The 26,515-nt window shown below is 55.5% G+C and carries 25 protein-coding genes and 1 riboswitch; of the genes, 15 read left to right on the top strand and 10 right to left on the bottom strand.

Annotation, left to right across the window (positions count from 1 at the left end):
- Window positions 1-187: 187 nt before the first annotated feature.
- Both HUN04_21000 and HUN04_20995 read left to right on the top strand, forming a co-directional pair.
- Window positions 188-1,174, top strand: a complete 987-nt coding sequence (locus HUN04_21000) for a hypothetical protein (protein WDP92062.1) — start codon at window positions 188-190, stop codon at window positions 1,172-1,174.
- Between the two features lie 18 nt (window positions 1,175-1,192).
- Window positions 1,193-2,095 (top strand): DMT family transporter, encoded by a 903-nt coding sequence (locus HUN04_20995; GenBank protein WDP92061.1) that lies wholly within the window; start codon window positions 1,193-1,195, stop codon window positions 2,093-2,095.
- 30 nt (window positions 2,096-2,125) lie between these two features.
- Here the strand turns inward: HUN04_20995 and HUN04_20990 are convergent, their stop codons facing one another.
- The gene (locus HUN04_20990; protein ID WDP92060.1) at window positions 2,126-2,911 is read right to left on the bottom strand and encodes an HD domain-containing protein; all 786 of its coding nucleotides are present in this window, start codon (window positions 2,909-2,911) and stop codon (window positions 2,126-2,128) included.
- Between the two features lie 341 nt (window positions 2,912-3,252).
- Between HUN04_20990 and HUN04_20985 the strand changes: the two genes are divergently transcribed.
- Entirely contained in the window at window positions 3,253-3,618 is a 366-nt protein-coding gene (locus HUN04_20985) for a CGGC domain-containing protein (protein WDP92059.1), read from the top strand.
- A gap of 75 nt (window positions 3,619-3,693) precedes the next feature.
- On the opposite strand, the gene HUN04_20980 is transcribed toward HUN04_20985, so the two are convergent.
- Window positions 3,694-4,968 carry a glycosyltransferase family 1 protein gene (locus HUN04_20980; GenBank protein ID WDP93356.1) on the bottom strand — a complete coding sequence of 425 codons (1,275 nt, stop codon included), beginning with the start codon at window positions 4,966-4,968 and terminating at the stop codon, window positions 3,694-3,696.
- Window positions 4,969-5,118: 150 nt separating this feature from the next.
- On the opposite strand from HUN04_20980, the gene HUN04_20975 reads away from it, so the two are divergent.
- Window positions 5,119-5,664 (top strand): rhomboid family intramembrane serine protease, encoded by a 546-nt coding sequence (locus HUN04_20975; GenBank protein WDP92058.1) that lies wholly within the window; start codon window positions 5,119-5,121, stop codon window positions 5,662-5,664.
- Between the two features lie 207 nt (window positions 5,665-5,871).
- Here the strand turns inward: HUN04_20975 and HUN04_20970 are convergent, their stop codons facing one another.
- A complete protein-coding gene (locus tag HUN04_20970; protein ID WDP92057.1) occupies window positions 5,872-6,138 on the bottom strand; it encodes a hypothetical protein in 267 nt (88 codons plus the stop codon).
- A gap of 39 nt (window positions 6,139-6,177) precedes the next feature.
- On the opposite strand from HUN04_20970, the gene HUN04_20965 reads away from it, so the two are divergent.
- The 7 genes from HUN04_20965 (at window position 6,178) to HUN04_20935 (ending at window position 12,677) form a co-directional block, all read left to right on the top strand.
- Window positions 6,178-6,939 (top strand): hypothetical protein, encoded by a 762-nt coding sequence (locus tag HUN04_20965; GenBank protein ID WDP92056.1) that lies wholly within the window; start codon window positions 6,178-6,180, stop codon window positions 6,937-6,939.
- Between the two features lie 78 nt (window positions 6,940-7,017).
- Window positions 7,018-7,374, top strand: a complete 357-nt coding sequence (locus tag HUN04_20960; protein ID WDP92055.1) for a hypothetical protein — start codon at window positions 7,018-7,020, stop codon at window positions 7,372-7,374.
- Window positions 7,375-7,664: 290 nt separating this feature from the next.
- Window positions 7,665-7,889, top strand: a riboswitch (cobalamin riboswitch).
- A gap of 51 nt (window positions 7,890-7,940) precedes the next feature.
- A complete protein-coding gene (gene trpD, locus HUN04_20955) occupies window positions 7,941-9,050 on the top strand; it encodes an anthranilate phosphoribosyltransferase (protein WDP92054.1) in 1,110 nt (369 codons plus the stop codon).
- 9 nt (window positions 9,051-9,059) lie between these two features.
- Window positions 9,060-9,260: a hypothetical protein gene (locus HUN04_20950; protein ID WDP92053.1), complete on the top strand. Its 201-nt coding sequence runs from the start codon at window positions 9,060-9,062 to the stop codon at window positions 9,258-9,260.
- Window positions 9,260-11,371: a nicotinate-nucleotide--dimethylbenzimidazole phosphoribosyltransferase gene (gene cobT / locus HUN04_20945; protein WDP92052.1), complete on the top strand. Its 2,112-nt coding sequence runs from the start codon at window positions 9,260-9,262 to the stop codon at window positions 11,369-11,371. The genes HUN04_20950 and cobT overlap by 1 nt, the downstream gene beginning before the upstream one ends.
- Window positions 11,372-11,441: 70 nt before the next feature.
- Window positions 11,442-12,317: a homocysteine S-methyltransferase family protein gene (locus HUN04_20940; GenBank protein WDP92051.1), complete on the top strand. Its 876-nt coding sequence runs from the start codon at window positions 11,442-11,444 to the stop codon at window positions 12,315-12,317.
- A 27-nt stretch (window positions 12,318-12,344) separates the two neighbouring features.
- Window positions 12,345-12,677, top strand: coding sequence for a hypothetical protein (locus tag HUN04_20935; protein ID WDP92050.1), 333 nt, complete (start codon window positions 12,345-12,347; stop codon window positions 12,675-12,677).
- 68 nt (window positions 12,678-12,745) lie between these two features.
- Here the strand turns inward: HUN04_20935 and HUN04_20930 are convergent, their stop codons facing one another.
- The gene (locus HUN04_20930; protein WDP92049.1) at window positions 12,746-14,191 is read right to left on the bottom strand and encodes a CDP-archaeol synthase; all 1,446 of its coding nucleotides are present in this window, start codon (window positions 14,189-14,191) and stop codon (window positions 12,746-12,748) included.
- 244 nt (window positions 14,192-14,435) lie between these two features.
- On the opposite strand from HUN04_20930, the gene HUN04_20925 reads away from it, so the two are divergent.
- Window positions 14,436-15,659, top strand: coding sequence for a (Fe-S)-binding protein (locus HUN04_20925; GenBank protein WDP92048.1), 1,224 nt, complete (start codon window positions 14,436-14,438; stop codon window positions 15,657-15,659).
- Window positions 15,660-15,662: 3 nt separating this feature from the next.
- Here the strand turns inward: HUN04_20925 and HUN04_20920 are convergent, their stop codons facing one another.
- A complete protein-coding gene (locus tag HUN04_20920) occupies window positions 15,663-16,112 on the bottom strand; it encodes an arginine repressor (protein ID WDP92047.1) in 450 nt (149 codons plus the stop codon).
- Between the two features lie 145 nt (window positions 16,113-16,257).
- On the opposite strand from HUN04_20920, the gene HUN04_20915 reads away from it, so the two are divergent.
- A complete protein-coding gene (locus HUN04_20915; protein WDP92046.1) occupies window positions 16,258-17,484 on the top strand; it encodes an argininosuccinate synthase in 1,227 nt (408 codons plus the stop codon).
- Window positions 17,485-17,570: 86 nt separating this feature from the next.
- On the opposite strand, the gene gpt is transcribed toward HUN04_20915, so the two are convergent.
- Window positions 17,571-18,053 (bottom strand): xanthine phosphoribosyltransferase, encoded by a 483-nt coding sequence (gene gpt, locus HUN04_20910; GenBank protein WDP92045.1) that lies wholly within the window; start codon window positions 18,051-18,053, stop codon window positions 17,571-17,573.
- Between the two features lie 417 nt (window positions 18,054-18,470).
- On the opposite strand from gpt, the gene HUN04_20905 reads away from it, so the two are divergent.
- The gene (locus HUN04_20905; GenBank protein WDP92044.1) at window positions 18,471-19,682 is read left to right on the top strand and encodes a PLP-dependent aminotransferase family protein; all 1,212 of its coding nucleotides are present in this window, start codon (window positions 18,471-18,473) and stop codon (window positions 19,680-19,682) included.
- Here the strand turns inward: HUN04_20905 and HUN04_20900 are convergent.
- The 3 genes from HUN04_20900 to msrB all read right to left on the bottom strand — a co-directional run bounded on the left by HUN04_20900 (window position 19,679) and on the right by msrB (window position 23,205).
- Window positions 19,679-21,160: a HAMP domain-containing histidine kinase gene (locus HUN04_20900; GenBank protein ID WDP92043.1), complete on the bottom strand. Its 1,482-nt coding sequence runs from the start codon at window positions 21,158-21,160 to the stop codon at window positions 19,679-19,681. The genes HUN04_20905 and HUN04_20900 overlap by 4 nt on opposite strands.
- 5 nt (window positions 21,161-21,165) lie before the next feature.
- Window positions 21,166-21,867 (bottom strand): response regulator transcription factor, encoded by a 702-nt coding sequence (locus tag HUN04_20895; GenBank protein ID WDP93355.1) that lies wholly within the window; start codon window positions 21,865-21,867, stop codon window positions 21,166-21,168.
- 162 nt (window positions 21,868-22,029) lie between these two features.
- On the bottom strand, window positions 22,030-23,205 hold the full coding sequence (msrB, locus tag HUN04_20890) for a peptide-methionine (R)-S-oxide reductase MsrB (protein ID WDP92042.1): 1,176 nt from the start codon (window positions 23,203-23,205) through the stop codon (window positions 22,030-22,032).
- A gap of 183 nt (window positions 23,206-23,388) precedes the next feature.
- On the opposite strand from msrB, the gene HUN04_20885 reads away from it, so the two are divergent.
- The gene (locus tag HUN04_20885; GenBank protein WDP92041.1) at window positions 23,389-25,392 is read left to right on the top strand and encodes a transglycosylase SLT domain-containing protein; all 2,004 of its coding nucleotides are present in this window, start codon (window positions 23,389-23,391) and stop codon (window positions 25,390-25,392) included.
- Here the strand turns inward: HUN04_20885 and pspF are convergent, their stop codons facing one another.
- Window positions 25,393-26,448: a phage shock protein operon transcriptional activator gene (pspF, locus tag HUN04_20880; GenBank protein ID WDP92040.1), complete on the bottom strand. Its 1,056-nt coding sequence runs from the start codon at window positions 26,446-26,448 to the stop codon at window positions 25,393-25,395.
- Window positions 26,449-26,515: the final 67 nt, after the last annotated feature.

Here is a 26,515-nt window from a genome sequence, read left to right as displayed (position 1 = left end):
ATTTGCTCTTATACCCTTAAACCCGGCGGGTCAACCAAAAACGTTATAATCTCTAAAAAACATCGTTTACCCCATTTATTATCAAGCAAACACTTATTTTTACTGAGTATTTCTCATCTCTTTATTGACTTATACTCATGGCATGTTTAGGATGAGCGCCGATGTTAACCACTACAGGAAATTGCCCATGCCCCGATCCATGAGCCAGGACCAGACAGCCGTTGTGTTCAGCCCCCAGGGACCGCCCCTTGTCCTTCCCATGACAGCCATGCCGGGGATTCCCGGCCTTTTTGCCAAACTCATTGCCCTGTCTGTTGTCCGCCCCTCGGACCTGCCCCCGGACATTTCCATTAAAAATGCCGTGATGACCTTTGACAATTACGCCATGGATCCGGAGAACCTGGATGGATTCAAACGTGTCTGCGGATACCCAACGGACAGTGATACCGTTCCGGCCCCCTTTATCCAGACACTTTTCATCGGCATGGTTTCAAAATTCATCGGCACAGGCTACTTTCCCATCACCCCCATGGGACTTATCCAGGTGGGCCAGTCCTTTGAACGATTCGCGCCCGTTACTGCCGAAACCCGGCTGGATCTTTCCTGCCGCCTCCTGGACATGACCCGGACCGACCGGGGAATCCACACCCGGATCCGCATGGAAGCCCGGGCGGCCGGGGCCGGGAAAGACGCACGCCCGCTCTGGCAGGGCACCTCCCTGTACTTTACCCGGGCCAAGCATCCGGGGCCGAAAACAAAAAAACAAATCGAGGATACCCCCCTGCCCGTAAAGGAAACCATTGATATCCCCTCGGACACGGGCAGGCGCTATGCCGCCGTGTCAAGGGACTTTAACCCCCACCACCTTTACGGGTGGACTGCAAAACTCATCGGCTTCAAACAGCCCATTGCCCACGGCATGTGGAGCCTGGCCCGGACCTGCGCCCTTCTGGAAACCGCCCTGGGCCGGCCGGGCAGATACCGCGTGGACGGGCAGTTCAAACTCCCCATTTTCATGCCCGCGGCCGTCACCCTGGGGTATGAGACCCGGGAGGCAGAGGAGGATACCGCCGGAGAACAGCCGCCCCTAAAAGGCGTGAACCAGGTAACGGCATTTGAGCTTCGGGATCAAAAACAGGGGATTCCCCACCTTAAAGGAAAATTCCGGTGCTAGCCGGAATATGAAAACAACATGACCGGTTCCATCTTTGCCCTGGCCTCCGCCCTGTTCTGGGCCGTGGCCGTTATCCTGTTCAAAAAGTCCGGGGACGGTTTTTCCCCCCTCTCCTTGAATATCTACAAGAGCCTTGTGGCTGTGGTACTGGTGGGGCTGACCATGGTGATTCTGGACCTCCCTTTTATCCCCGATGTCCCCCCGGGCCACTGGGTGCTCCTGGCCCTGTCCGGTTTTCTGGGCATCACCCTGGCCGACCTCTGCTTTTTCACGGCCCTTAACCGGCTGGGCGCGGGCATGGTGGCGGTGGTGGAATGCCTCTACCTGCCCAGTGTCCTGGTTTTCTCGTTTCTGATTCTGGGGGAACGGCTGGGGCCGGCCGGTATCCTCGGCGGGGCCCTGGTCATGTCCGCCATACTCACCGCCACACTGGGCCCCATGAAAACCGGGCCCGGGAAAAAAACCGCGTCCACCATACCGCCCAGACGCATGGTGTCGGGAATCCTCATCGGATGCATGGGAATGATTCTCCTGGCCCTGGGCATTGTCATGATAAAAGGCGTCCTGGAAGATACCAACGTATTCTGGGCCACACTGGTCCGGGTGACCTCCGCCGCCCTCACCCTGGGCGTGCTGCTGTTTTTCCACCCCGCCCGGAAGCGCTACCTGGATGAACTGAAATTTTCAAAAACCTGGTACACCGCCCTGCCCGCCTCGGTCTGCGGTAATTACATTGCCCTGCTTTTCTGGGTGGCGGGAATGAAGTACACCACCGCCTCCAGGGCGGGCATTCTCAACCAGATGTCCACCATCTTCATCTTCATTCTGGCCGCGGTCTGGCTCAAGGAACCCATTACCCGGTACCGGGCTGCCTCCATCTGCCTGGCCGTTGCCGGGGCCTGGCTGACCATGATGAATTGAGGCGTTAAATTCAGGGGCAGCTTGAAGCGGTCAATTGAGGCCGGCCGCCTTTTCAAGGCGGGCATTGAGCACCCGTCCCAGTTCTTCCAGCATGGGCGAATCGGGCATGGAGCCGAGAATGGCATCCACCACCCCCATCGCCATCACCGCCCTGAAGGCCGCAGAAAAATTCAGGTCCCGGGCCATGCCCAGCTGGAATAATTTCATATTATTCAGGGATGCCACCTCATTGTAGGGGATGGCGCGGCCTGCCATAAGCCTGTCCACAAATTTGCGGGAGAACCGGCCGTCGTCGGGCAGCCTGTGGGTGATAAAACTGCGGCTACCATTCCCCTCGCCCAGGTAGTGGGCCTTCATCACCCTGTAGATATCTATCTTATCCGCATCCCGAAGCAGCCTGGACAGCAGGTCCAGCTCAGGGGCAAGCCCCGACGGCAGCCGGGGACGATTGTGCAGGGCCACCGCCCTGAGCACCATTTGCCGATCCCCCCGGTCCAGTTCCGCAAGCATCCCCTGTTTCACCAGGACACCAACGCCCAGCGCCCCGTGGTTACGGGAGAGGGGATCCGAAAAGGTCCCATAGATTTCAAACTGGGGAAACCGGCCCAGATCGTGGGCCAGGGCGGCAGCATGGGCCAGCAGCACCGTCTGCCCGTCCAGTTTCAGGGAACCGGCCAACATCAGGATATTCTCACATACCCTGAGGGTATGGGCCTGTTTCAGGGTAAAGGGATAAGGGTCCCCGGCCCTTGAGATATAGGCATCGGTGTATTCGCGGAACCGGATTTCAATTAATTTTAAATCATCTTCAGTCATGACACCCTCTCTCGACAATAACAGATTCAGGGCGGGCCGCCCTCCCTTAATACTCATTCAAAGCTCTAACAAAAACCATATAAGGTGTCAATTTAGCAAGCGGTGCTGCATCCGCTACGGCCCGGCAGTGGTAAAAATGCGACTCAGGGATATCACTTTTTCGACTGCTCCCGGCAACTGGTCTTTTCCTTTCACCGGCAATCAGGCAACCCCCTGAATTACAAGCTGAAACAACACCCCCGATTTTCCCACAATTCATGGCCCGCTCTTTGCATTGATTTTCTGCATTTATCCGGCATTAACGGCAAGTTCACAACAACCTCTAAATTTCAGGAAAACAAATGGAAAAAATTCTGATCGTTGGATGCAAGAAGGCAATGGATGATGTCTGTATCGGCTGCAGCAGATGCCTGGTGGGGTTTAACAGAAGGGAGGGGGAATTCTCCGCCTATTTGGGCCAGGATGCCGAAGTCATCGGCCTGCTGAACTGCGGGGACTGCCCCGGCGCCACCATCGTCACCCGGCTGGCCCAGGTCAGCCTATGGAACAAACCCATGGATGAACGGGTCACCAAAATCCACATCGGCCCCTGTATCACCGACCATTGTCCCCATGCCGATGTAATTATCAAAAAAATCAAAGCCAAATCAGGGGTTGAAGTCATTGAAGGAACACACCCCTACAAGCCGGACAATATTTTTGCATAACCAGGAACAATAAACACAGGTCTCCCCGCCAGGGACCGATGATGCGCGGCGCGGACAGTGCAACCGATGCTGCCGCTATCCGCGCATCATCTTCTCAATAAGCGCCACGGCATTGGCGATGCCCTCTTCCCGACCAATTTTTCTGCCGATATCGCGGGCCCTTTTCCCCATACCAGGATCCGACACCGCCTGCCCGATGGCGGCAGCCAGCCGTCCGGCAGTCAGTTTTTTCAAAGGGATGGGCCCAGGCCCAGCACCGAGCCTGTGAACCCGGCGCCCCCAGAAGGGCTGGTCCCCGAAAAAGGGGACAATCACGGCAGGCCGGCCCGCCCTCAGGCCGGCGGCGGTGGTCCCGGCACCGCCGTGGTGCACCACCGCTGCCATCCGGGGAAACAGCCAGTCATGGGGGGCGTCCTCAATTTTGAATATGGTCTCCGGCAGGGTGCCGGGGGCCAGCCCGCCCCAGCCCGTGGCAAGGATCCCCCTCACCCCGGCCAACTGGAGGGCTTCAACCGCCATCCTGGCCAGCCGGCAGGGATGGCGCCCGGCCATGGACCCGAAACCAATGTATACCGGCGGTTCCCCCTTCCTGAGAAAGGCCTGCAATCCCTCCGGGGGCGCCCAGTTATTATCCCGCTCCAGAAACCAATAGCCCGTTACCTGCGCATGGTCTGGCCAGTCCGACGGCCGGGGGAAAACAGCGCTGCCGATGGCATGGATCACCGGGATATCCCTGCCGTCCGCAGTCTTGAGAAGATGGAAACGCTTGAGCCGGGGAAGCCCCAGGGTCCGGCGCAGCTCCCTGATATACTTTCCCCAGAATAGACCTGACACGGAATTGACCAGCCCATAGCCCAGCCGGTTGTACCATCCCCCCAGTTTCAGATCCGGGAGAATAATAAAGGGCTGTTCGGCCGTGGGGACAAACATGGGGATGGGGGTGGCAAGGGCGCAGCCGATACCCAGCTTTTCCGCAATATGGGGGGCGGCTCCGGCCTTTGGGTGGTAGAGGATAAAGTCGGGTCTCCACCGGGCTGCAATCTCCCAGGTCTCTCTCATCTGGGCGGTCTGCATGGGGTAAATCTCTTTTCCCAACCGTATATTCTGCTTTAGCACATGAAAAATGTTCCGGGTGTTCTCCAGCAGATCCCTGCCCTGGTCGGTGTCCAGAAGGCCCAGCAGGCTATCATTCATATAGCCGTATTCAAGGCCCCGGTCCTGGACAAAATCCCGGAACCGTTCACTGGTGCCCAGAATCACCCGGTGACCGGCGGCCTGCAGCCCTTGCCCAAGGGCCACATAGGGCTGGACATCCCCCCGGGAACCATAGGTTGCAATAAAAATTTTCATCATGGCCAATTAAACCCTTTCTGCTGCCGAAGCGCAATGGCAATCATTTCAGCACCAATTGCAAAAACCTGCCTGGAAACGGTTTAGCACCGGCTTGACCCGGACCGCCCGGCCAGGTATAACCTTCCCAAAAAAAATCAAGGAGATCCCATGAAAATCAAATACAATGCCCCTGTTGTTCTGACCTACGCCATCCTGGCCCTGGCCTGCCTGGTCCTTCCCGTATTCAAAACCCTGGAACTGAACTTTGCCTCCCCGGCCCGCTTGGCCTTTCCAGAGCCCGTCTTCTACTTCCGGCTATTCTCCCATGTCCTGGCCCATGCCGGCTGGTCCCACCTCATGGGCAATTTGATGATCATCCTGCTGGTGGGCCCCCTGCTGGAAGAAAAATACCGGTCCTGGAAACTCTTTGAAATGATGGCGGTGACCGCCGCAGCCACAGCCCTTCTCAATGCGGCCCTCTTTTCCACCTCCCTGATCGGGGGCAGCGGCCTGGCCTTTATGATGATCCTGCTCAGTTCCTTTTCCAATTTCAAGGCCCGGGAAATCCCCCTCACCTTTATCCTGGTGGCCGTGATCTTCATCGGGTCCGAAGTGGCCGCCATCCTGAAAATCGACCAGATCTCCCAGTTCAGCCACCTGGCCGGCGGCTTCATTGGGGCCGCCTACGGATTCCTCCGTGGCGGCAGAAGATAAGGCGCCCCTCCCGGTTGAAAATTTCCGTATCGATTATCGGCACGGTGCCCAGGCCTTGGGCGGGAAGGGAGACTCCGCGGCGTGGAGGGGTGACGGCGCCAGGACGGCATAGGCGGCAGCCCGAATCGCTTCTCCCCGGATCAGTACGACCCGGGGAGATTTAGCGGGTCCCCTTCCCGTTCAAGGCCGGATTTATGGCACTCTTTCTCAAATCAGTCTTGCAACCACCAGTAAAAATCCGCTATATCTCCAATAATATTGATTGGGTAATCCAAACCTGATATCTGGTTTTTGTAAATTATGTGGATGCGGTATATCCATTAAAATAGCAACAAATTGTTGCTTGGCTGACAGATCTTTAATTAAGGCAAACGAAGTTTGGTAAAGCGTTTCACTGATAAATCCGTTTTTTTCACTCATCAGTATAAAAATCGGATTTTGATCCAAAATCTTTAAAAAAACGTGCAGCGACATAATTAATGTTAGCATTCATAAAAACAAGGAAAACGTCAAATGGCAGGTTTTGTTTTAGTATGGGGTACAAGAGTTAAAGAAGAACCTATTGGTTCAGTAGCTATTGATTGTCCGATCTGTGGTGAAAGAGTTGTTGCAGATACATTTAGAGTCCTCAAAGCATCACATCTATATTTCATCAGAGGCAAATACAAAGAAGTCCAAAAGTATGTTAAATGCCGTTTGTGCGCAGTCCCTTCCGAATTGCCTGAAAAGGCAATACAAAAGTCAGCACCAAGTTCTAATATCATAACGCCATCGACTAATTTTATAAAAAAATCAAATCCAGAACTTATAAACACATCAATACCATCTTCTGAAGAAGATTTAAATATAACCGATGGAATTTCAAGACATATGTTGTCATTATTTCAAGGTATTTTTCACGAGATAAATAAACAAAAGTCATCAAGTAAAGCAGCAGGGAATGCAGAAGGTTTAATATTAATCGTATTGATGGCAGCGCTCATACTATCTATGCTATTGTACGAAAAATTTAATAGTCCTCAAATATTTTTAACCACACTTTGGAGTTTAACGATCCTTTTGGTGATCTTCTTTTATAAATTTCAATTTATCCTTATGTTTAAAGCTGCTCATAATTATTTAAATCTTCATATTCAACGATATCTCGAATTTAAAAAAATGACATTCCAAGATTTATTAGAGATGTCTACAGGGCTTAGAGGAGAGTTCAAAATCGTAGCGAAATATTTATCTTGGGCAAAAACTAAGATGGAGCTTATGAGATACTCAGATTGAGAGCTAAAATGCTAACCACCGGGTGAACTTGAGCGGGCAAAACGACGCGCCCGCCAAGTTACCCGCACGTTATATGCCATGAACCTTGAAATGATTCAGACAATTTTAGCCCTTATATTTATATTTTTGATCGGCGTTGTAATGTTCGTCGCTGCTCGTTGGTCAAGAAAAAAAAGGGAAGAATTTCAGAAAACAGTGCCAGCATCACTGTACAAGAATCCCCTTGAGGGAAAGCCGATACTTGAACAAATCAAATCAGAGGAAACATGGGCACGAGTTGTGGATGGATTGAGGATACACGATCCTTTTTCAGAAAAAAATAAGGCCATGAGACATGATTTTTTGGGCTATTATGGTAAAGTCCCGCTTACTATTATAACTTTAATAACCTTTGGCCTCATCGCTTTAGTGGCCCTTGTATTTATAAGCATATAACCGGTCAGCCCGGTGGGACAGCCAAGGGCTGGCGGACTTTCGACAAACCGTGGGAATTGAACATTAATCACTTTTAGTCAAGTCAGTGGAAGCCCTGACTACCCCTGGCTTCCGGCGTTAAAGGCTACATTTAATACATTAATTACCTTACTTTTTCAGAAAACTAATTGAGATGTTTGGGCAGAAAAAACATCTCGCCCTCCCCTGCAGTGGCACTCCCATACTTTATTTTGCCTCGATTTTTGAATCCACGGCCCACGGTGTTGACAAATTCCCCTGTCATCACCTATACTTCGCCACATTGCCAGGGTGCCCGACACCCCGTTAAATAAATCCAAAAACGGGGCCAGGGGTAATAGGAAAAACGGTGAGATTCCGTTGCATACCAGCCGTTGCCGTGACCGGGGACGAGGCCTGCAATATGCCACTCTTTAGCCGATCCATTCTAAGGGGGAAGGCGCAGGGCCGAGATTGATCCGCCAGCCGGAAAGCCTGCCCGGGCGAAAAGATCCAAGGATTGCCGCTGGAATAAGATCCTGTAAAATGATTAATTTTGGAGGATACTTATGTCCGTTGAGACCGATAAAGCCTTTGGGGCGGTAATCACCCGCCTGATCAACAAAGAAAACCTCTCCCGCCGGGAAGCCTACGACGCCTTTTCCACCGTCCTGGGAAATGCCACCACCGATATCCAGCAGGGCGCATTTCTGGCCGCCCTCACCGCCAAGGGGGAAAGCGCCGAAGAGGTGGCCGGCGCCTGGGAAGCCATCTATGAACTGGACACCGCCAAGGTGAGCCTGGACCTGGCCGTGGCCGAAAACTCCGGCACCGGCATGGATACCTTTAAAACCTTCAACATCAGTACTGCCGCATCCATCATTGCCGCGGCAGGGGATGTACCCATGGCCCGCCACGGGGCCAGGGCCATCACATCGGTATGCGGCACCGTGGACATGGCCGAAGCCCTGGGGGTGGATGTGGAATGCACCGCCCAGACAGTGGCCCGGAGCATCACATCCGCGGGCCTGGGCCTGTTCAACGGGATGAGCCCCCATATCCACCCCAACGCCCTGGGCCGGATTCTCTCCCAGATGTTTTTCGGCTCCACCCTGAACATTGCCGCCTCCCTGGCCAACCCTGCCCTGCCCGCCATCGGGGTCCGCGGGGTTTACGCCAAGGAAATGATCATGCCCGTATCCCAGGTCATGAAGAAAATCGGCTATGACAGCGCCATTGTCCTCCACGGCGAAGTTGCCGATTCGGGGCTGGGCATGGACGAGGCCTCAATCTGCGGCACCACCCACTGCGCCCGGATCACCACAGACAGAAAAACCGGCAACCGGGAAATCAGCCAATTCACCATTGATCCCAAGCCCCTGGGCCTCCTGGCCACCGACGGTGAGGCGCTGAAGCCCGAACAGGATATAAAACGCGAAGCCCGGCGGTTTGCAGGCCTCATGGCCGGCAGGGAAAACAGTGCCAGAAAAGATGCGGTGCTCCTCAATGCCGGGCTGATTTTCCTGGCTGCGGGCAAGGCCGGGGATCTGGATCAGGGGATCCAGCAGGCAGCGGTGCTCCTCGAAAAGGGAAACGCCTTTGAAACCCTTGAAAAATGGGTGTCAGCCCAAAACTCAAACTCGGAACAGGGGCTTGCCAGACTCCACTCACTGGTTTAAGGAGCAGCCATGGAACTTCTCATCGTCAAAACCGGCGGCCAATACCTGAGATTCAAGGACGGGGCTATCCTGGAGGTGGGCCTGGACAAGGCCTCGGTATTTCCCATGGACCGCATGGCCCATGTCAGAGCGCTTGAACAGCAGGCCGCTGCAGAGGGATTCAAGGATATCCGTATCAAAAAACTGGTACTGACCGAAGAGGATTTATAATGATTCAAATGGTGCTCAAGGGACTGGGCCGGCTGGAACTTCGGCCCCTGCCCCGACTAACCCCGGAACCCGATGAAGTTCTTGTCGACGTGCTGGCCTGTGCCGTCTGCAGGACCGATGCCAAAATGTGGGAACAGGGACACCGGGACCTGGCCTTTCCCCGGGTGCTGGGCCATGAAATGATTGTTAGGGACGACAGGGGCAGGCGGTACATTGTATGGCCGGGCAAAAGCTGCGGCACATGCAAATACTGCCTGACCGGCAGGGAAAACCTCTGCGATGAAATGAAAATTACAGGATTCCACCATGACGGCGGCTTTGCCCACAGGGCCGTGCTGCCCCGTGCCAGCCTCATCCCCGTGCCCGCCGCCTTGGATCCCCATGTGGCCTGTTTCGCCGAGCCTGTGGGATGCGTGGTCAACGCCTTTGACAGGCTGCCCGCGGCCCCGGGAAAACGGATACTCATCTACGGCGGGGGGACCATGGGCCTGATCACGGCCATCTATGCCAAATCCCTGGACCTTGATCCCTTTATCCTGGAAAAGGACGAAGCAAAGATCAAAAGAATCTCCCCCATCCTGGCGGCCGAAGGCCTCGCCTGCGCCAAGGAAACCCATGACAGCCTGTTTGACATCGTCATCAACGCCTGCCCGGACTATATCGCCTTTTGCCAGGCCGTCACCAAGGTGGACAAGGGGGGACATATCTCCTTTTTCTCCGGCATCACCAAAAATGAATCCGTGGAAACCAACCTGCTGAACCTGGTCCACTATAAAGAGGCCGTGGTCTCCGGGGCCTACGGCATGAAAAAATCAGACATGGAAAAGGCCCTGCCCTTTCTCATTTCACACGGAGAACACCTGCGCCGGCTCATTGAGGATGTGGTGCCACCGGATAAGGCCCCGGACCTGCTGCCCCGGGTATTAAAGGGAGAAGGCCTGAAATATATCCTTGATTTTACCGGCGAAACGACCGGCCGGCCAAAGGAGGCCGCGCCATTGCAGGAGCCGGAACAGGCCCGGCACGGTGAGGCGGCTTCTTTTGAAAGCCAACAGCTGTCCGCCACCATCGGGGCGGTCCGCCCCACCGGCGGCCTGGGCCCCCGGGCCCGGGCCAAAATGGACGACAAAAGCAAGCCCCTGGGCGCCCTGGGAAAACTGGAAGCTCTGGGCGTTCAGATGTCCGTGATCCAGAATACCCTGAACCCGGCAATAACCAGGAAAGCCATGCTGGTCTTTGCCGGGGACCACGGGGTAACCGAAGAGGGGGTGTCGGCTTTTCCCAAAGAGGTCACCGGCCAGATGGTGGACAATTTTCTAAACGGCGGGGCCGCCATCAACGTGCTCTGCCGACGCTACGGCATTGAGATGAAGGTGGTGGACATGGGGGTGGAGAAGGAATTTTCAGCCCATCCAGACCTGATCCGGGCCAAGGTGGCCCCGGGCACCCGGAACATGGCCCTGGAACCGGCCATGTCCCGTGAAGAGGCGGTCCGGGCACTGGAAAACGGCATCCAGGCCTTTTTATCCCTGGGCGACGGATCCCGGGGGCTGCCCCAGATCCTGGGCCTGGGCGAGATGGGGATCGGCAACACCACCTCGGCCTCGGCCATCATTTCGGCGGTCACCGGCATCTCCCCGGCCCAGGCCACCGGCAGGGGGACCGGCGTGGACAACAAGGGGCTCTCCCACAAGACCGAGGTTATCCAGCGGATTCTGGATTTCCACAATCCTGATCCCGAAAACGGTTTCGACATCCTCCGGACCCTGGGCGGTTTTGAACTGGCCGGCATTGCCGGAGCGGCCCTGGCCGCCGCATCCAGGGGCTGCGCCGTCATCCTGGACGGGGTAATCTCCACGGCAGCAGGGCTGATTGCCTATCTGCTCTGCCCGGATATCCAGGGCTATCTTATCTCCGGCCACAAATCCGTGGAAAAGGCCCAGGCCGCCGCCCTGGACCGGATGGGCCTGGCGCCGGTGATGGACCTGGACATGCGCCTGGGTGAAGGTACAGGCGCCGCCCTGGCCATGGATCTGGCTGAAACTGCCTGCCGGATCATGGACGAGATGGCCTCCTTTGACGAGGCTAAAATTTCCAGGTCTCCTTCTTGAAAAATAGACAAAACCCGGGTAGACTAACAATCCTTTAATCACCACACTATTTTCAGGAGAGAATTACCAATTGAACATACTTGACACCATAAAAACCCGGGGACTGATATTTGACGGAGGCATGGGTTCCATGCTCATTGCCAAGGGCCTTGCGGGAGGCGATGCCCCGGAACGCTGGAACCTCACACGGCCCGAGGCCATCGGCGAAGTCCATTCGGCCTATTTTGAAGCCGGAGCCGATGTGGCCACCACCAACACCTTCGGCGCCTCAGCCGTAAAGCTGGCCAAGATGGGTGTCACCGAAACCATGGAAGAGATCAACCGCGCAGGGGTGGAAGTGGCAAGGGCCAATGCCGCCCCCGGCAAATTCATTGCCGGCGACATCGGAGAGGCCGGCGACATGCTGGCTCCCATGGGCCCCCTCTCCCAGGAGGACGCCCGGGCCTGTTTCAGTGACCAGGCCCGAATCCTGGCCGATGCAGGGGTGGATATCTTCATTGTTGAAACCCAGTTCGATCTCAACATGGCCCTGGCCGCCGTCCACGGCATCCGCTCGGTAACCGATACCCCCATTGCCTGCACCATGACCTTCAAGCAGACCCCAAAAGGGTTCTTCACCATCATGGGCAACCCGCCGGCTGAATCCATGAGGACCCTGGCCGGAGAGGGGGCCAGCGTTGTGGGCGCCAACTGCGCCATGGGCAGCGATACCATGGTGGAACTGGCAGGAGTAATCCGTGAGGCCGTGGACATTCCCGTCATGATCCAGCCCAATGCCGGCCTTCCCCAGGCCGGGCCGGACCAGACGGTCACCTATCCGGAGAGCGCCGAGTTTTTTGCGGATAACCTCATGAAAATAAAATCATTGGGCGTCGAAGTGGTGGGCGGCTGCTGCGGCACCACCCCGGCATATATCCGGACCATCCACGACCGGCTGAATCCATAACAGGCGAGACACTAAAGGAAGGCCCCAATGACCACAGTTGAAATCAAAGCCGGGATCTGCGGTTTTACCACCGTCGTCAACGCCCAGGGCACCCCCGGATTCAAGGCAAGCTTCACCCTGGACACCCAATGCCCCAACTGGAAAAAAGTAGACGATATCCTGGGAGGGCAGGAACTGAACATCATGAAGGAATTGTTTAAGGACAAAGCAACAGGAGAGTTGAACTCCCAGGTCCTGGATGTTTCCCTTAAAACCATACCCCATGTGTCCTGCCCGGTAATTTCCGGTGTATTAAAGGCCCTGGAAGTCAGTTGCGGCCTGGCCCTACCCAAGGATGCATCCATCAAATTCAACGGCTGACCGCCCCTTGAACCACTTCCTGATGACCGTCCGAGCCGGCATCAGGAAGAAATCCATTGACCTGCTGGTCACGGGCAACGAGGCCGCTGATCTGTTCTGGACTTCAAACAGGCTGCTGCCTCTCCCTTTTTTTTAAGGGTGAAGAGCACGGCTTCGCCATGGCAGTTGAACCGGACCGGTATGCCCGAGGTGCCCAGCCCCGCGCTGGTATATCCCTGCATGCCTTTGTAGGTCCATCGGCCAAACGCCATTTTCCTGGGGGTCTTGCAATGGGTGATGACCGGACCTAGAACGGGAAGCTGGATCTGGCCGGCATGGGTGTGGCCGCAAAGATAAAGATCGGGCCGGTATGCAGCGGCCTCCCGGTAGATCGCCGGGGTATGGGCGGCAAAGAGGGTAAAGTCCTGATCCGGTATCGGACCGAAGGTTTCAAGCAGATCATGCCCTTCAAAATAATAGGGATCGTCCACGCCTGCGATCCATATCCTCTCCCCGTCTTTTTCAATGGGCCTGGCGTCATTGACCAGGAAGGTAACCTGTTTTTCCTTTAACGGGCTGACCATTTCAAGGCAGTCGTGATTTCCAAGTACCGCGTAAATGCCATGTGTTGCCTCAATATGGTCCAGCAGGTCTTTTAAATGCTCCAGAGCCTTTGAATAGGAGCCCCAACTCTCGGTCCGATAGTCCCCGCCCATGATGCAGAGATCCGGTTTCAGCCCCTTGACCAGTTCCACGGCCCGTTTGGCAAGGCCCTCCATACAGTCCAGATGGAGGTCGGAAATAAAAAGAAGGGTGAAGCCGTCAAACCCCGGGGGCAGCCGGTTAAATTCCATTTCAATCCGTCTAAGTTTTACATCCAGGGCGTTTTTCTTTCCCCGCTCGTAAAGACCGGCAAGCTTGAAAACGGTTTTCATCATCCAGTGGTAATAAAGGGTCCGTTCAAAATTGATGATGGGGTGAAAGGGATACTCTATGGTATCGCAGGCCCGCCACTCCCTGAACCTTATCTTTGAACGGATTTTCCGGGTATACCCGGTAAAGGGTTCCGTCAGCAACACCCCTTGTAAAAACCGGGCGCCCCCATAGGCGGTAATGGTGAAAGCGACAACCAGGATAACGGTATGCACAAGGGATAGCGAAAAGGCCGGTACAAGGATGATAAATGGAAAGGCCCCTTCAAAGACCTGATCCATCACCGGGAAATTGGCACCGGATGCCATATCCAGCCGCCGTTTGACAAAGCTGGTGAAAAGATCGCCCCCCATACTCAGGGCCGAAGCACCGGCAGCAGCCAGGAAGGGGAGGCCAAGCCCCCATCCCACAAGGGTGCCGGCTGCGATCCCGCCTGAAAATCCCCTGATGGTTTTATGGGGTCCCAGCAAAGGCTTTTTGTCAGTAAACCGCAGCCCCATATCCACAGGCGCGTTCCATTCTTCTTCATAAATATAAGCCAGGAACACGGGCACAAAATTTGCCGCCCATAAAAGGGCCAGGATTTTAAAGGATATAACCATAAGATTCTTGGGGGCGGAAAACCGCCGGGTCATGATTCACTGTTGATCATTGCACTTCGCCCATGGAATGTCAATTAACCCTGGGCAGATAAAAAGGGCAGATAAAAAACGCGGCTGCAGCCGTGGGGTGTTCACAATCCTATCCCATCACGAACAGATTAAAACTATCACTTTGACTTGTGCCTCCCCTTTCTTTAAACTCTATACTTAATTAACATGCCACTTGCCAGCAGATTGAAAACCAATGTTTAAACATCCGAAAACCGTATCCGTATTTTTTAAGGAACCTGTGTCAGCAGAGATGGAAGAAAGCTGTATTCATTGCGGTGCCTGCGCATCCCAATGCCGGTTCCTCTCCCGATACGGCCCCCCGGGACACTTGGCCAAGCGCTACATCCGGGACCCCGAAACCTGCCGGACCCTGGCCTTTGAATGCAGCCTCTGCGGCCTTTGTACTGCTGTCTGTCCCAGGGGCCTGGACACCCCGGCAATGATATTAAAATGGCGGCGGGAAGCCATATCCTCCGGCCAGGCTGACCTGGCCCCCTACCGGCGGATACTGGGGTATGAAAAAACAGGATGCTCAAAACGCTTCTCCTTTTACAGCCTGCCCAGGGGCTGCCGCACGGCATTTTTTCCAGGATGCACCCTGGCCGGCACCCGCCCCGGAGTGACCCTGGCGGCCTACCACTACCTGGGAACAAGGATTCCCCATGCAGGAATGGTTCTGGACTGCTGCACCAAGCCCTCCCACGACCTGGGCCGGCGGGATTTCTTTGAATCCATGTTTTTTGAAATGGCGGGTTTTCTTGAAGAAAACGGGGTCAGGGAGATCATCACGGCCTGCCCAAGCTGCCGGAATATCTTTGATACCTGTGGAAAATTCAGGGTAAAAACCATCTACCAGATCATGGCGGAGGATCCGGCCCATGGAAAAGAGGGGAGGTCGCCCGAAGTCCCTGCCGTGGTACAGGATCCCTGCCAGGCAAGGCTGGACACGGCCTCCCAGGCTGCAGTCAGAACCCTGGCCCGGCATCTGGGCATTGCTCCCGTTGAGTCCCGCCAAAGCGGGTCAAAAACGCTGTGCTGTGGAGAAGGGGCATCTGCAGGCTGCCGGAACCCCGGCATGGCAACGGCCTGGACTAGAAAACGGCAGAAAGCGGCCGGGGGCAGAGACACCCTCACCTATTGCGCCGGATGCACCGCCCGCATGAACGGGGAAGGTAACAGCCGCCACCTGCTGGACCTGGTCTTTGACCGGGCCAAGGCCCTTGACGGGAAACCGGCCGTCTCCCGTCCCCCCTTTACCTACATCAACCGGCTGAGACTCAAGCAGACATTGAAACGCCTGCCCGGGGAAAGGACCACCCGGGAACGGAATTTCTTCCACGGAAAAAGCCGGCGCACCCCCTTGCTGAAAAGAATCGCCGGCGCACTACTCGCCTGGATTCCGGGCAGCCGGATCTGATGGTCAGGCCGTAAGAATACCGATCTGTTTCATATACCCCTTGATCTCAAGGATGGTTTCCTTAATCGCCGAGATATCCGCCGGGACGATGACAATGGTATCATCCCCGGCCACGGATCCCAGTACGGAATCAAATTCATGGTCGTCGATGAATTTGGCCACGGTATTTGCCGTGCCCGGCCGGGTGTGGATCACAATGAGCTGGGAGTTATGGGCCACCGAGGTCACCAGGGATTCAAAAAAGCCCGTATCCTTGAGATCCGGCCCCACCAGGGACCAGACCGTGTTGCCGGTGCCGTCCTGGCCTTTGACCGCGTTTATTTTTTTCAGGGCCCGGGATACCGAGGACTGGGTGGTGGTAATTCCCCTTTCCTTCAGGGCACGGACCAGCTGGGTCTGGTTGCCGGTCACCCCCTGGGAGAGCAGCAGATGGAGTTCAGAAGCTATGGTCATGGCATATCATCATATTTATGCATAATTTATAAAAAATATGCGTTTTTTATACTCAACTCCCTTGACTATTTCAAGAATTTTCTGCATTAATAGCAATGCTCAAATAAAAGCTTAGAAATACTAATAGATATATGAGGAGTTTATAATGGCAAAAGGTAAAGTAGTTCTGGCCTATTCCGGCGGACTGGACACATCCGTCATTTTAAAATGGCTGCTGGAAGAAGGGTACGAAGTATTTGCGTATATGGCCAATATCGGCCAGCAGGAAGATTTTGAAGCGGCCGAGAAAAAAGCCCTCCAGATCGGGGCGTCCAAGGTCTTCATCGCGGACATGAGAAAAGAGTTTGTCACCGACTACATCTTTCCTGTATATAAGGCCAATACCCTGTACGAAGGCCGGTATCTGCTGGGTACGGCCATTGCCAGACCCCTGATTGCCAAAAAACAGATTGAGATCGCCAAGGAGGTCGGCGCCCAGTATGTCTCCCACGGCGCTACGGGCAAGGGCAACGACCAGGTTCGGTTTGAGCTTTCCTACTATGCCCTTAATCCCCAGATCAAGGTCATCGCCCCCTGGAAAAACGCCGACTTCCTCAATAAATTCAAGGGCAGGACCGACCTGCTGGACTATGCCGAACTCCACGGCATTCCCACCAAGCAGACCGCAGCCAAACCCTACAGCGAAGACGACAACCTGCTGCACATCTCCCACGAGGCCGGCATCCTGGAAGACCCCGGCGCCATCTGCGACGAAAGCATTTACTCCCATACCGTCTCCCCGGAAAATGCCCCGGAAACCCCCACCCGCATCATTGTTGAATTCAAGGACGGGGTCCCCGTACGGGTGAAGAACCTGGAAGACGGCACCGAGAAAACCGATGCCCTTGAACTTTTCGAATACCTGAACCAGCTTGGACGGGAGAACGGCATCGGCCGCCTGGACATGGTGGAAAACCGCTTCGTGGGTATCAAGTCCCGCGGTGTCTATGAAACCCCCGGCGGCACCATCCTCCACGAGGCCCACAAGGACATCGAAGGGATCGCCATGGACCGGGAGGTCATGCGGCTGAGGGATATGCTGGCGGCCAAATTCTCAGAACTGGTATACAACGGTTTCTGGTTCAGCCCTGAAATGGAATTCCTCATGGCGGCCATGGACAAGAGCCAGGAAGTCATCGACGGGGAAGTGACCCTGAAACTGTACAAGGGGGTGGCCTACCCCATCGCCCGGACCTCGCCCTCATCCCTGTACAACCAGGATCTTTCCTCCATGGACATCGAAGGCGGCTACAACCAGGAAGATGCCGAAGGATTCATCCGGATCAACGCCATCCGGCTCATGGCCCACAGAAACATTATATCCCAGAAATAACCCCTGCCCCTTTTTTTGAAAGCCGCCGGGAAACGGGAACAGCCGGATCAGCGGAAAGCGCTGGTCCGGCTGTGTTTTTAATGACCCTATTGGCCTGCGATGGGGGCGACGAACTGGGATTCTGAATCCCAGGGAAAGAGGATCCAGGTATCCTGGCTGACCTCGGTGACATGGGCATCCACCAGGGGCTTGCCCGCGGGTTTGGCATATACCGTCGCAAAATAGGCCTTGGGCAGCATTTCCCTGACCACTTTAGCCGTGGATCCGGTGTCCACCAGGTCGTCAATGATGAGCAGCCCCTCCCCGTCACCCTCCATGGATTTGAGCACCGTGGACTCCCCCTGGCTCTGCCAGTCGTAGCTGGTGATACAGATGGTGTCGATCAGATGGATGCCCAGCTCCCGGGCGATAATGGCTGCGGGAACGAGCCCGCCCCGGGTCACGGCCACGATGCCCTTCCATTTTCTGTCGGGATTGTGAAGCCGCCAGGACAGGGCCTTGGCATCCCTGTGCAGTTGGTCCCAGGAAATGGGGTAACTCCGTTTATACCGGTCCGCTTTATCTGTCATGCGATTTTTACTCCTATGGCAATTATCTTTTTTAATACTACAGTGGACTTTTGATGAGCCTGTTTTATATTAACCCGGTATAAATGAAAAGCAATAAATGAATAATATTATCAGGACAACCATGAAAGAAATCACCGGCAGATGCCTCTCCTGCGGGGGCAAATTATTGATCAAGCGGACCTGAACCCGGGTCTATCTATGCTGCAGGTCCTGCGGCACACGCTACCCCGAAGACAAGTACAAGGAACTGATGGACGAATGGCTTGAAGAACAACTGGCCAATGTCCCGGTAAACCGCCTGTAATCCATTATCCGCCATATCTGTTATGGCGGATATTTTGTATTTCTGTATCTGTCCCGGTAACCTTCTTTCTGATATGCTGCTCCTTTATTTACCAGAAGCCAAGGAGGCCCCCCATGACTGTCGAATCGGATCGGGAACCGAATTTCAAACATCTTCTTGCGGACCGCACAGGACTGATGCAGGCCAATGCCATCAGGGAAATTCTCAAGGTGGTATCGGATCCGGCCATCACCTCACTGGCCGGCGGCATTCCCTCCCCGGACAGCTTTCCCATGGAAATTTTCCAGGAACTCACCGACCGGGTACTCTCCAATTACAAATCCCAGGCATTCCAGTACGATCTCACCGAAGGGTTCATGCCCCTAAGGGAACAGGTGGCACAGCTGTTGTCAGACAGGGGAATCCAGGTCGCCCCGGATGAGGTGAATATCACTTCGGGCTCCCAGGGGGTGCTGGATGCGGCGGCCAAGCTCCTTATCTCCAAAGGGGATAAAATCGCCCTGGAAGCCCCCACCTACCTCGGGGCCATTTCCGCCTTCAACCCCTATGAACCCCGGTATGTGGCCATGGAGATGGACGATGAGGGACTGATTCCCGAATCCCTGGAAGAGACCCTTAAAGCCAACCAGATTAAATTCATCTACCTGGTGCCCACCTTCCAGAACCCCACAGGGCGGAGCCTGACCCTGGAGCGTAGAAAAGAAATCGCCCGGATCATCCAGAAATATAACGCCCTGCTGGTGGAAGACGATCCCTATTCCGCCCTGCGGTACCGGGGCGAGTCCCTTCCCCCCATCAAAACCCTGGCCCCGGAAAATGTCATCTACATTTCCACCCTGTCCAAGGTGTTTGCCCCGGGGCTGCGCATCGGCTTCTACGCCGCCCCGAAATTTTTAAGGGAATGGCTGGTGCTGGTCAAGCAGGGAGTGGACCTGCACACCTCCACCTTCAACCAGGCCCTGGCCGCCGAATACCTGGCCGGCAATTACCTGGACCGGCAGCTGCCGAAGATCATCGACCTCTACCGCCCCCGGCAGCAGGCCATGGAGGCGGCACTTTCCCGCCACCTGCCCGGGGGGTTCACCGTATCCCCCTCGGACGGCGGCATGTTCCTTTGGGTGGCCGGCCCAAAAGGCCTCAAGGGCATGGACCTCTACCACAAGGCCATTGAAAACGGGGTGGCCTTTGTACCGGGACAGTTTTTCTACACCGATGCCTCCCAGGGCCATGAAACCATGCGCCTGAACTACACCATGGCCGATGAAACCGTATTGGAAAAAGCCGTTGAAAAGCTGGGACGGGCCGCAAGGGCGGTAATGGGTTAGGCCCCCGGGGAAGACCGGGGAAGCCCAAAGGAAAAGCAGGTGCCCTCCGGCCCTGTTTCCACCCCCAGCCGGCTGCCGTGGAGTTCGACGATCTTTTGGGTGATGGCCAGGCCCAGGCCCGTATGCCGGGTGTCATCATCCATCTCCCCGCCGGCATGAAAAAACCGGTTAAAGATAAAGGGCAGTTCATCCTCGGGTATTCCGGGTCCGGTATCCCTTACCGCCGCCCGGACACTGTTTCCGGATGAAATTTCCACCCCCACCCTCCCCTGGGCCGGTGTATGGCGCAGCCCGTTTTCAATGAGGTTTTCCAGTGCCCGTTCAACCAGTGCAATGTCGGCCATGACAAAAGCCGGCCGCTCCGGGGGAAGGATCTCCAGCCGTATACCCGACGCCCGGGCCCGGAGGCTGAATTTCTGGACAATGTCCCCAGCCAGTTCATCCAGCAAAAAGGGTTCGGGGCTGATTTTCATCTCCGCCGATTCCATCCGGGCCAGTTCCAGCAGTTCGCTGACCAGACGGTTGAGCCGAAGGCAGTGCTTGATGGCCACCTCAAGGTAGTGGCGCCGCTCCTCCGGGGAGTGGCGGCCTTCATTGATCAGCATGGTTTCCATATACCCCTGGAGGGTGGCCAAAGGGGTGCGCAGGTCGTGGGAGACATTGGCCACCAGTTCCCGCCGCAATTTGTCCGAGGCATCCAGTGCCGACATCTGCCTCTGGATTCGGACGGCCATGCCTTTGAAGGTCCTGGCCAGCCGGTGGATTTCATCATTCCCGCCCTCTTCCTCGGCCATGGGCAGATTCAGATCCGCCGCGTCCTTGCCGGGGCGGAACCCATCCACGGCAGCCACTAGTTTTTTAAGGCGCCCGGTGAGCAGGGCAAAGAGCACCAGTCCTGAAGCAAAGGTAAAAATCAGGCCCGCCCCCATCATCCAGGTGGAAAGCTGGATGATATAGCTGCCCTTGAGCTTGTCCACCACCGTATCGTATTGCTCTCCCCCGAGGATGACGTAAAGATAGCCCTCCAGACGCCCCTCCCGGGTGATGGGTGCCGCTGAAAACACCTTTTTCCGGTCTGTTCCCCGGGGATCGTCTCCCTGGATCAGCACGCTTCCTTCGGGATCGGCCAGCCGGGCCAGCACCGGTTCCATATCCACGGCCCTGCGTTTCACACTCCCCCTGGGTGCGGAATAGGTCAGGATATTCCCTTCAATATCCAGCAGATAGATTTCAATGCCCGGATTCACCACCATGAGCATGTGGAAGGCTTCCCGGAGGGCATGGTCATTGACCACGCCTTTGTCCATAAGCAGCCACTCTTTCACGATCTGACGGGCCAGGCCGGTGTTCAGCTTCTGATTCACCTCCTGCTGGTACATGTCCGTGGAAAAAACCGTCACCCCAATAAAAATCAACCCGATCAACAGGAAAAGCATGGCCAGGCCTGCAGCAATGCGTGAATAAAGAGATGTAAACATGCCCCCTATCCCTCCCTGAACTTATAGCCCACGCCCCACACCGTAAGCACATATTCCGGGGCGGCCGGGTCGGTTTCAATCTTGGCCCGCAGCCGGTTGATATTGGAATTGACGGCATGTTCATACCCGTCATGGCCGTAGCCCCACACATGTTCCAGCAGTTGGGCCCGGTTAAATACCCGGCCAGGATGCCGGGCAAAAAAATAGAGCAGGTCAAACTCTCTGGCCGTCAGCGCCACTGTCTCACCGGCCCTGGTCACCTCCCTTTTTTCGGGCACAATGGCAAGATCTCCCACGGATATCTTTTCAGGAATTGTATCCGCGCCCCCCTTTTCCACAGCCTCGATCCTGCGGAACAGCGCCTTGATCCGGGCCACAAGCTCCCTCACACTGAAAGGCTTGGTCACATAATCGTCGGCCCCGAACTCCAGTCCCAGAATCCGGTCCACTTCCGAGGCCTTTGAGGTGAGCATGATCACAGGTGTCTGAACTTTCTCCGCCCGCAATTGCTTTAAAATTGATATCCCGTCCATGCCGGGGAGCATGATATCCAGGACAATCAAGCTGTACCTTCCGGTACGGGCACGTTTGAAGCCCCGGTTGCCGTCAAAGGCCAGTTCCACCTGCCAGGTTTCATCCTTAAAATTTAATTCGAGCAATTTCGCGAGATCGTGGTTATCCTCAACCACCAGAATATGGGTATCCACGGGATCACCTCCCATTTATATGATTTCCCAATGCTCCGTTTGTAAAAATTTTTGTCCTCAAAGTCAAGGTGATACGCACCATTGACCGGGGAACACCATGGGTCTCCCCGGTTGTCCTCGGCCCGGCAGAACCTATTATGCCGGGCCGAAGACACCATCAGGTTAGAACATGGACGCGTACTTGCCGTATCCTTCAGTTTCAAGCTTCTCTTTAGGGATGAACCTCAGGGCGGCGGAATTGATGCAGTACCTCAGGCCGGTTGGCCGGGGCCCGTCGTCAAAGACATGCCCCAAATGGGAATCGCCGTAGCGGCTGCGGACCTCGGTCCGGGTCATGAACAAACTGCGGTCTGTCTTTTCCACGATGTGTTCTGCTTCCAGCGGACGGGTAAAACTGGGCCACCCTGTGCCGGAGGCGAACTTGTCCTTTGAACTGAACAGGGGCTCCCCGGATACCACATCCACATAAATACCCTCTTCTTTATTGTCCCAGTATTCATTTCTGAATGGCGGCTCGGTCCCTTCCTCCTGGGTCACCCTGTACTGGAGGGGAGATAAGAGCTTTTTAATTTTACCGGGGTCCGGTTTTCGCCAGCCTGTTTTCTCCATTTTATTTTCCATTTCCCCCGCCATCTCAGGTTCTGCCATCTCCGGTGCTGCCATCTCCATCCCTCCGGCGCTCATTTCTTTCATGGGCGCATCCTTCCAGGCCTTTTTCAGGAACTGATCCCGTCCGGAACCAAACCTGTAATAGGTGTAGCGCAATTTATTTTTTTTGTAATAATCCTGGTGGTACGCCTCTGCCCGGTAAAAGGCCTTAAACTGGGTCACCGGCGTCACTATGGGGCGGTCGAAAACCCCGGACCTGTCCAGGGCGGCCCGTGAGGCCAGGGCCTGCTCTTTCTGGATGTCATCATGGTAGAAAATTTCGGACCGGTACTGGGAACCCCGGTCCACAAACTGCCCGCCGGCGTCGGTGGGATTGATATGGCGCCAAAACACATCCAGAAGCTCTGTATAACTGACCACCTTGGGATCGTAGTACACCTGTACGGCCTCGGCATGGCCGGTGCCGCCGCCGGAGACTTCGCCGTAGGAAGGATCAGGCGTGCTCCCGCCGGTGTACCCGGAAACCGCTTCTTTTACCCCTTCCACCTTTTCAAAATCCGACTCCACGCACCAGAAGCACCCCCCGGCAAATGTGGCCACCTCAATTCCTTCCATCTCTGTTTTTTTATCCATACCCATATCCCCTTCATCGCCGGCAAAGGCGTAAAAGCCTGCCGAACAGGCTAGTACCAGACCGATGATAAAATAATAACCAATAGTGGATTTCATATCACATCTCCTTTGTCTGTGGTTAACTCCTGCCAATAAGGTAGATGCAGACATTCACGAATCTATTGTGCAAACCTCACAAAAGTATCACAATGTAGTATTACCATTCCCTGTTCAAAATCAATCTCCAATATGATAGATTAAATGCTGTCCGTGTGCTGAACCATAACCCATGGAGATTCTATGATATTAAAGCGAATTGCCATCTTCGTCATTGCCATCGCCGGCCTCATCCATCTACCCTGCCCGCCCTGCCCGGCCGCCACCCCGGCCCGCCCCCCTGCCGTTGAAGAGTTCCCGGTCTACGGCGTCATCCGGCCCAATATCGCCTTCTGGACTGATATCTTCACAAAACATTCCAAATCGGAAGGGGTGATCCACGATGTCAGGGATCTCTCAAAACGTTACGGGCTGGTCAAGCTCAATCCGGCCGACACCAGGAAGGCCGCCAGCCAGAACCGGAAAAAAAAGAAAAAAGCCATTAAAAAATACAAAAATCTTCTTTTAAAATTGTCCCGGGGGGTTCCCCCCTCCTCCCCAATGGAAAAAAAGGTTGCCGCCCTCTTCGGCAAGCATCCCAAGCCAAGCCACTTCAAACGGGCCGCCTACAACCTGAGGATTCAGACGGGGCTCAAAGAACAATTCAAAGAAGGTATCATCCGCTCCGGCGCCCTTGTGAATGAATTCAAACGGATTTTCAAGGCCAGCGGCCTCCCCCAGGACCTGGTCTACCTGCCATGTGTGGAATCCTCTTTCAATCCGGCCGCCTATTCAAAATTCGGGGCCGCCGGCATCTGGCAGTTTACCCGGGGCACTGGAAAGCGTTACATGGACATCGGCTATGTGGTGGATGAACGCCGGGACCCCGTCATCGCCACCCGGGGAGCCGCACAGCTGTTAAAAAAGAATTACGGGGAACTGAAATCCTGGCCCCTTGCCATCACGGCCTATAACCACGGCCTTGCAGGAATGAAGCGGGCCCAGAAAAAACACCGGACCTATCCTAAGATCTACACCAGCTACACAAGCCGTTCCTTTAAATTTGCCTCCCGGAACTTTTATGCGGAATTTCTGGCGGCCCGGGAAGTGGCTAAAAATCATACAAAATACTTCGGCCGTCTGGCCCTGGACCGCCCCGCCCGGCACAGCCGGTTCAAGACAAAGGGATTTCTTCCGGCTGAGGAACTTGCCAGAAAGCTCGGGCTGGATATCCCCACCCTCAGAAAACTGAACCCGGCCCTGCGCAAGCCGGTATTTGACGGTCGGAAGTACATTCCCAAAGGGTATACCCTGAGGCTGCCCGAAGGGATCGCCGCCGAAGCCGCAGCCCAGGCCGCCGCGGCCATCTACCTGAACAAGCAGAAGCCCAGCCGGTTCCACCGGGTGGCAAGGGGAGACACCGCCGGCAGCATTGCGCGAACCCACAGGGTCCCCTTAAAGGACCTGATCATTGCCAATGGCCTGGGCCGGCGGGCAACCATATACATCGGCCAGACCCTGAGGATTCCGGTGGGCAGCAGGGGCGAACCGGCAGCGGTTAAAACAGCAGCAGTTAAAGCGGCGGTATCCGCCCCGTCCCCACCAGCCCCCAAACCGGAACCGGCCAAAGTCCTGAAAAAAGAACCACCCGCTCCCCGGGAAACCGCGGCAGAAACCGCAAGCGCCATCCCTGCACCTGACGGAGCGGAGCGTCCCGTGGTTACGGCGGACCTGAAAATCAAAAAGACCATTCAAGGCAAAAAAAGCATGCTCGGGGTAATCCATGCCGCTCCCGGGGAGACCCTGGGCCATTATGCCGACTGGCTGGGCATTGCCACCGCCAGGATCAGGAAATTAAACGGGCTGACCTACGGCAGGCCCATCTCCATGGGCCAGACCATAAAACTCCCCCTGGCCGGGCCAGATGCAGATCAATTTGAAGAAAAACGATATGAATTCCATCAGGAAATTCTGGAGGATTTTTTCGACTCTTTTTTTATTTCCGGCACCGGAAAATACGAAATCAAACCCGGAGACACCATCTGGGACCTTTGCGAAAACCAGTTGGAAATCCCCCTATGGCTTCTGGAAAAGTACAACCCGGCCATGGATATCAACCGGCTGATGCCTGGGCAGACATTGGTCTATCCAGAGGTCAGCCCCAATGGCGTCCAGGTCCAGCCCATGGATTCGGATATCAGGATATGATCATATCCCGTGCTTTTTTTTCAGCCCCCGGAACTGGTCATAGCTCAGCCCCAGGATCCGGGCCGCCTGGGTCTGGTTGAACCGGGCGGCGGCCAATGCCCTGTCGAGCCTGTACCGTTCCAATAACGCCACCGCTTCTTTCAAAGGCTTTTCGGCCAGATCCGCCACGGGCAGGTCCGTATCCATTTCCTGCCGGGCAGGCGTCCGGTGAGATTTTCCGGGCTGTGGCTCCCCTCCTGCCAGACCGGAGATTTCCGGAAGGGGAAGGCGTTTCCAGGGAGAAACAAAGGGATCGAATGAAATCTCATCAATCCGGCTGTCCCGGCTTTTGTATACTGCCCGCTCCACCACATTTTTCAATTCCCGGACATTGCCGGGCCAGTCATGGGCCTCCAGGGCCATGGCCGCCTGGCGTGAAAATTCAGGCACCAGGTCATGGCCCAGTTCAAAGGCCATGCGCCCGGCAAAATGAGCAGCCAGCATGGAGATGTCCCCGGTACGGCGCCGAAGCGGCGGCACAAACACCACTTCAAAGGAAAGCCGGTCCAGCAGATCCCGTTTGAACCGCCCCAGTTCCGCCATGGCGGCCAGATCCACATTGGCCGCCGCCACAATCCTCACATCTGTCTGTACCGGCCGGGAGTCCCCCACCCGCTCAAAGCTGCCGTACTCCACCACCCTCAGTATTTTCTCCTGGACCTCCATGGGAATATTCCCGATTTCATCCAGGAAAAGGGTGCCCCCGTCAGCCTGTTCGAACCGCCCGGCCCGCCGGCTCCCCGCCCCGGTAAAGGCCCCTTTTTCATAACCGAAAAGCTCGGAACCGATGAGGGTGGGGGTGAGGGCGGCGCAATTCAGGGTCACCAGGGGCTTCTGCCACCGCTTTGAAAGGAAATGAAGCCGGGCGGCTGCCAGTTCCTTGCCTGTCCCCCGCTCCCCCAGGATGAGCACCGGCCGGTCAATGGGGGCCACCCTGGAAATCTGCTCCTGGAATTCAAGAAAGACTTCGGACTGTCCCAGGGCCTCGCCCGGGGATTTATCATGAATATAAGCCATAGACACTCCAAAACGGTTAATATCACCATATAATGGTTTAAACTACCACATTCTTTTTTTTTATTCA

Source organism: Desulfobacter sp. (assembly GCA_028768525.1).
GTDB lineage: Bacteria > Desulfobacterota > Desulfobacteria > Desulfobacterales > Desulfobacteraceae > Desulfobacter.
The sequence above is the reverse complement of the archived record's forward strand: the minus strand, read 5'-3'. Positions and strand labels throughout refer to the sequence as shown.

Bases quoted from the DNA above. Each gene is read 5' to 3' on its own strand.
- HUN04_20950 (WDP92053.1), top strand. From the start codon at position 9,060: ATGGAACTTCTCATCGTCAAAACCGGCGGCCAATACCTGAGATTCAAG.
- HUN04_20985 (WDP92059.1), top strand. From the start codon at position 3,253: ATGGAAAAAATTCTGATCGTTGGATGCAAGAAGGCAATGGATGATGTC.
- HUN04_20920 (WDP92047.1), bottom strand. From the start codon at position 16,112: ATGACCATAGCTTCTGAACTCCATCTGCTGCTCTCCCAGGGGGTGACC.
- HUN04_20975 (WDP92058.1), top strand. From the start codon at position 5,119: ATGAAAATCAAATACAATGCCCCTGTTGTTCTGACCTACGCCATCCTG.
- HUN04_20970 (WDP92057.1), bottom strand. From the start codon at position 6,138: ATGTCGCTGCACGTTTTTTTAAAGATTTTGGATCAAAATCCGATTTTT.
- HUN04_20980 (WDP93356.1), bottom strand. From the start codon at position 4,968: ATGAAAATTTTTATTGCAACCTATGGTTCCCGGGGGGATGTCCAGCCC.
- HUN04_20965 (WDP92056.1), top strand. From the start codon at position 6,178: ATGGCAGGTTTTGTTTTAGTATGGGGTACAAGAGTTAAAGAAGAACCT.
- msrB (WDP92042.1), bottom strand. From the start codon at position 23,205: ATGAAATCCACTATTGGTTATTATTTTATCATCGGTCTGGTACTAGCC.
- HUN04_20935 (WDP92050.1), top strand. From the start codon at position 12,345: ATGACCACAGTTGAAATCAAAGCCGGGATCTGCGGTTTTACCACCGTC.
- HUN04_20925 (WDP92048.1), top strand. From the start codon at position 14,436: ATGTTTAAACATCCGAAAACCGTATCCGTATTTTTTAAGGAACCTGTG.
- gpt (WDP92045.1), bottom strand. From the start codon at position 18,053: ATGACAGATAAAGCGGACCGGTATAAACGGAGTTACCCCATTTCCTGG.
- HUN04_20915 (WDP92046.1), top strand. From the start codon at position 16,258: ATGGCAAAAGGTAAAGTAGTTCTGGCCTATTCCGGCGGACTGGACACA.
- HUN04_20900 (WDP92043.1), bottom strand. From the start codon at position 21,160: ATGTTTACATCTCTTTATTCACGCATTGCTGCAGGCCTGGCCATGCTT.
- trpD (WDP92054.1), top strand. From the start codon at position 7,941: ATGTCCGTTGAGACCGATAAAGCCTTTGGGGCGGTAATCACCCGCCTG.
- HUN04_20995 (WDP92061.1), top strand. From the start codon at position 1,193: ATGACCGGTTCCATCTTTGCCCTGGCCTCCGCCCTGTTCTGGGCCGTG.
- HUN04_20960 (WDP92055.1), top strand. From the start codon at position 7,018: ATGAACCTTGAAATGATTCAGACAATTTTAGCCCTTATATTTATATTT.
- HUN04_20905 (WDP92044.1), top strand. From the start codon at position 18,471: ATGACTGTCGAATCGGATCGGGAACCGAATTTCAAACATCTTCTTGCG.
- HUN04_20990 (WDP92060.1), bottom strand. From the start codon at position 2,911: ATGACTGAAGATGATTTAAAATTAATTGAAATCCGGTTCCGCGAATAC.
- HUN04_21000 (WDP92062.1), top strand. From the start codon at position 188: ATGCCCCGATCCATGAGCCAGGACCAGACAGCCGTTGTGTTCAGCCCC.
- HUN04_20885 (WDP92041.1), top strand. From the start codon at position 23,389: ATGATATTAAAGCGAATTGCCATCTTCGTCATTGCCATCGCCGGCCTC.
- HUN04_20930 (WDP92049.1), bottom strand. From the start codon at position 14,191: ATGGTTATATCCTTTAAAATCCTGGCCCTTTTATGGGCGGCAAATTTT.
- pspF (WDP92040.1), bottom strand. From the start codon at position 26,448: ATGGCTTATATTCATGATAAATCCCCGGGCGAGGCCCTGGGACAGTCC.
- cobT (WDP92052.1), top strand. From the start codon at position 9,260: ATGATTCAAATGGTGCTCAAGGGACTGGGCCGGCTGGAACTTCGGCCC.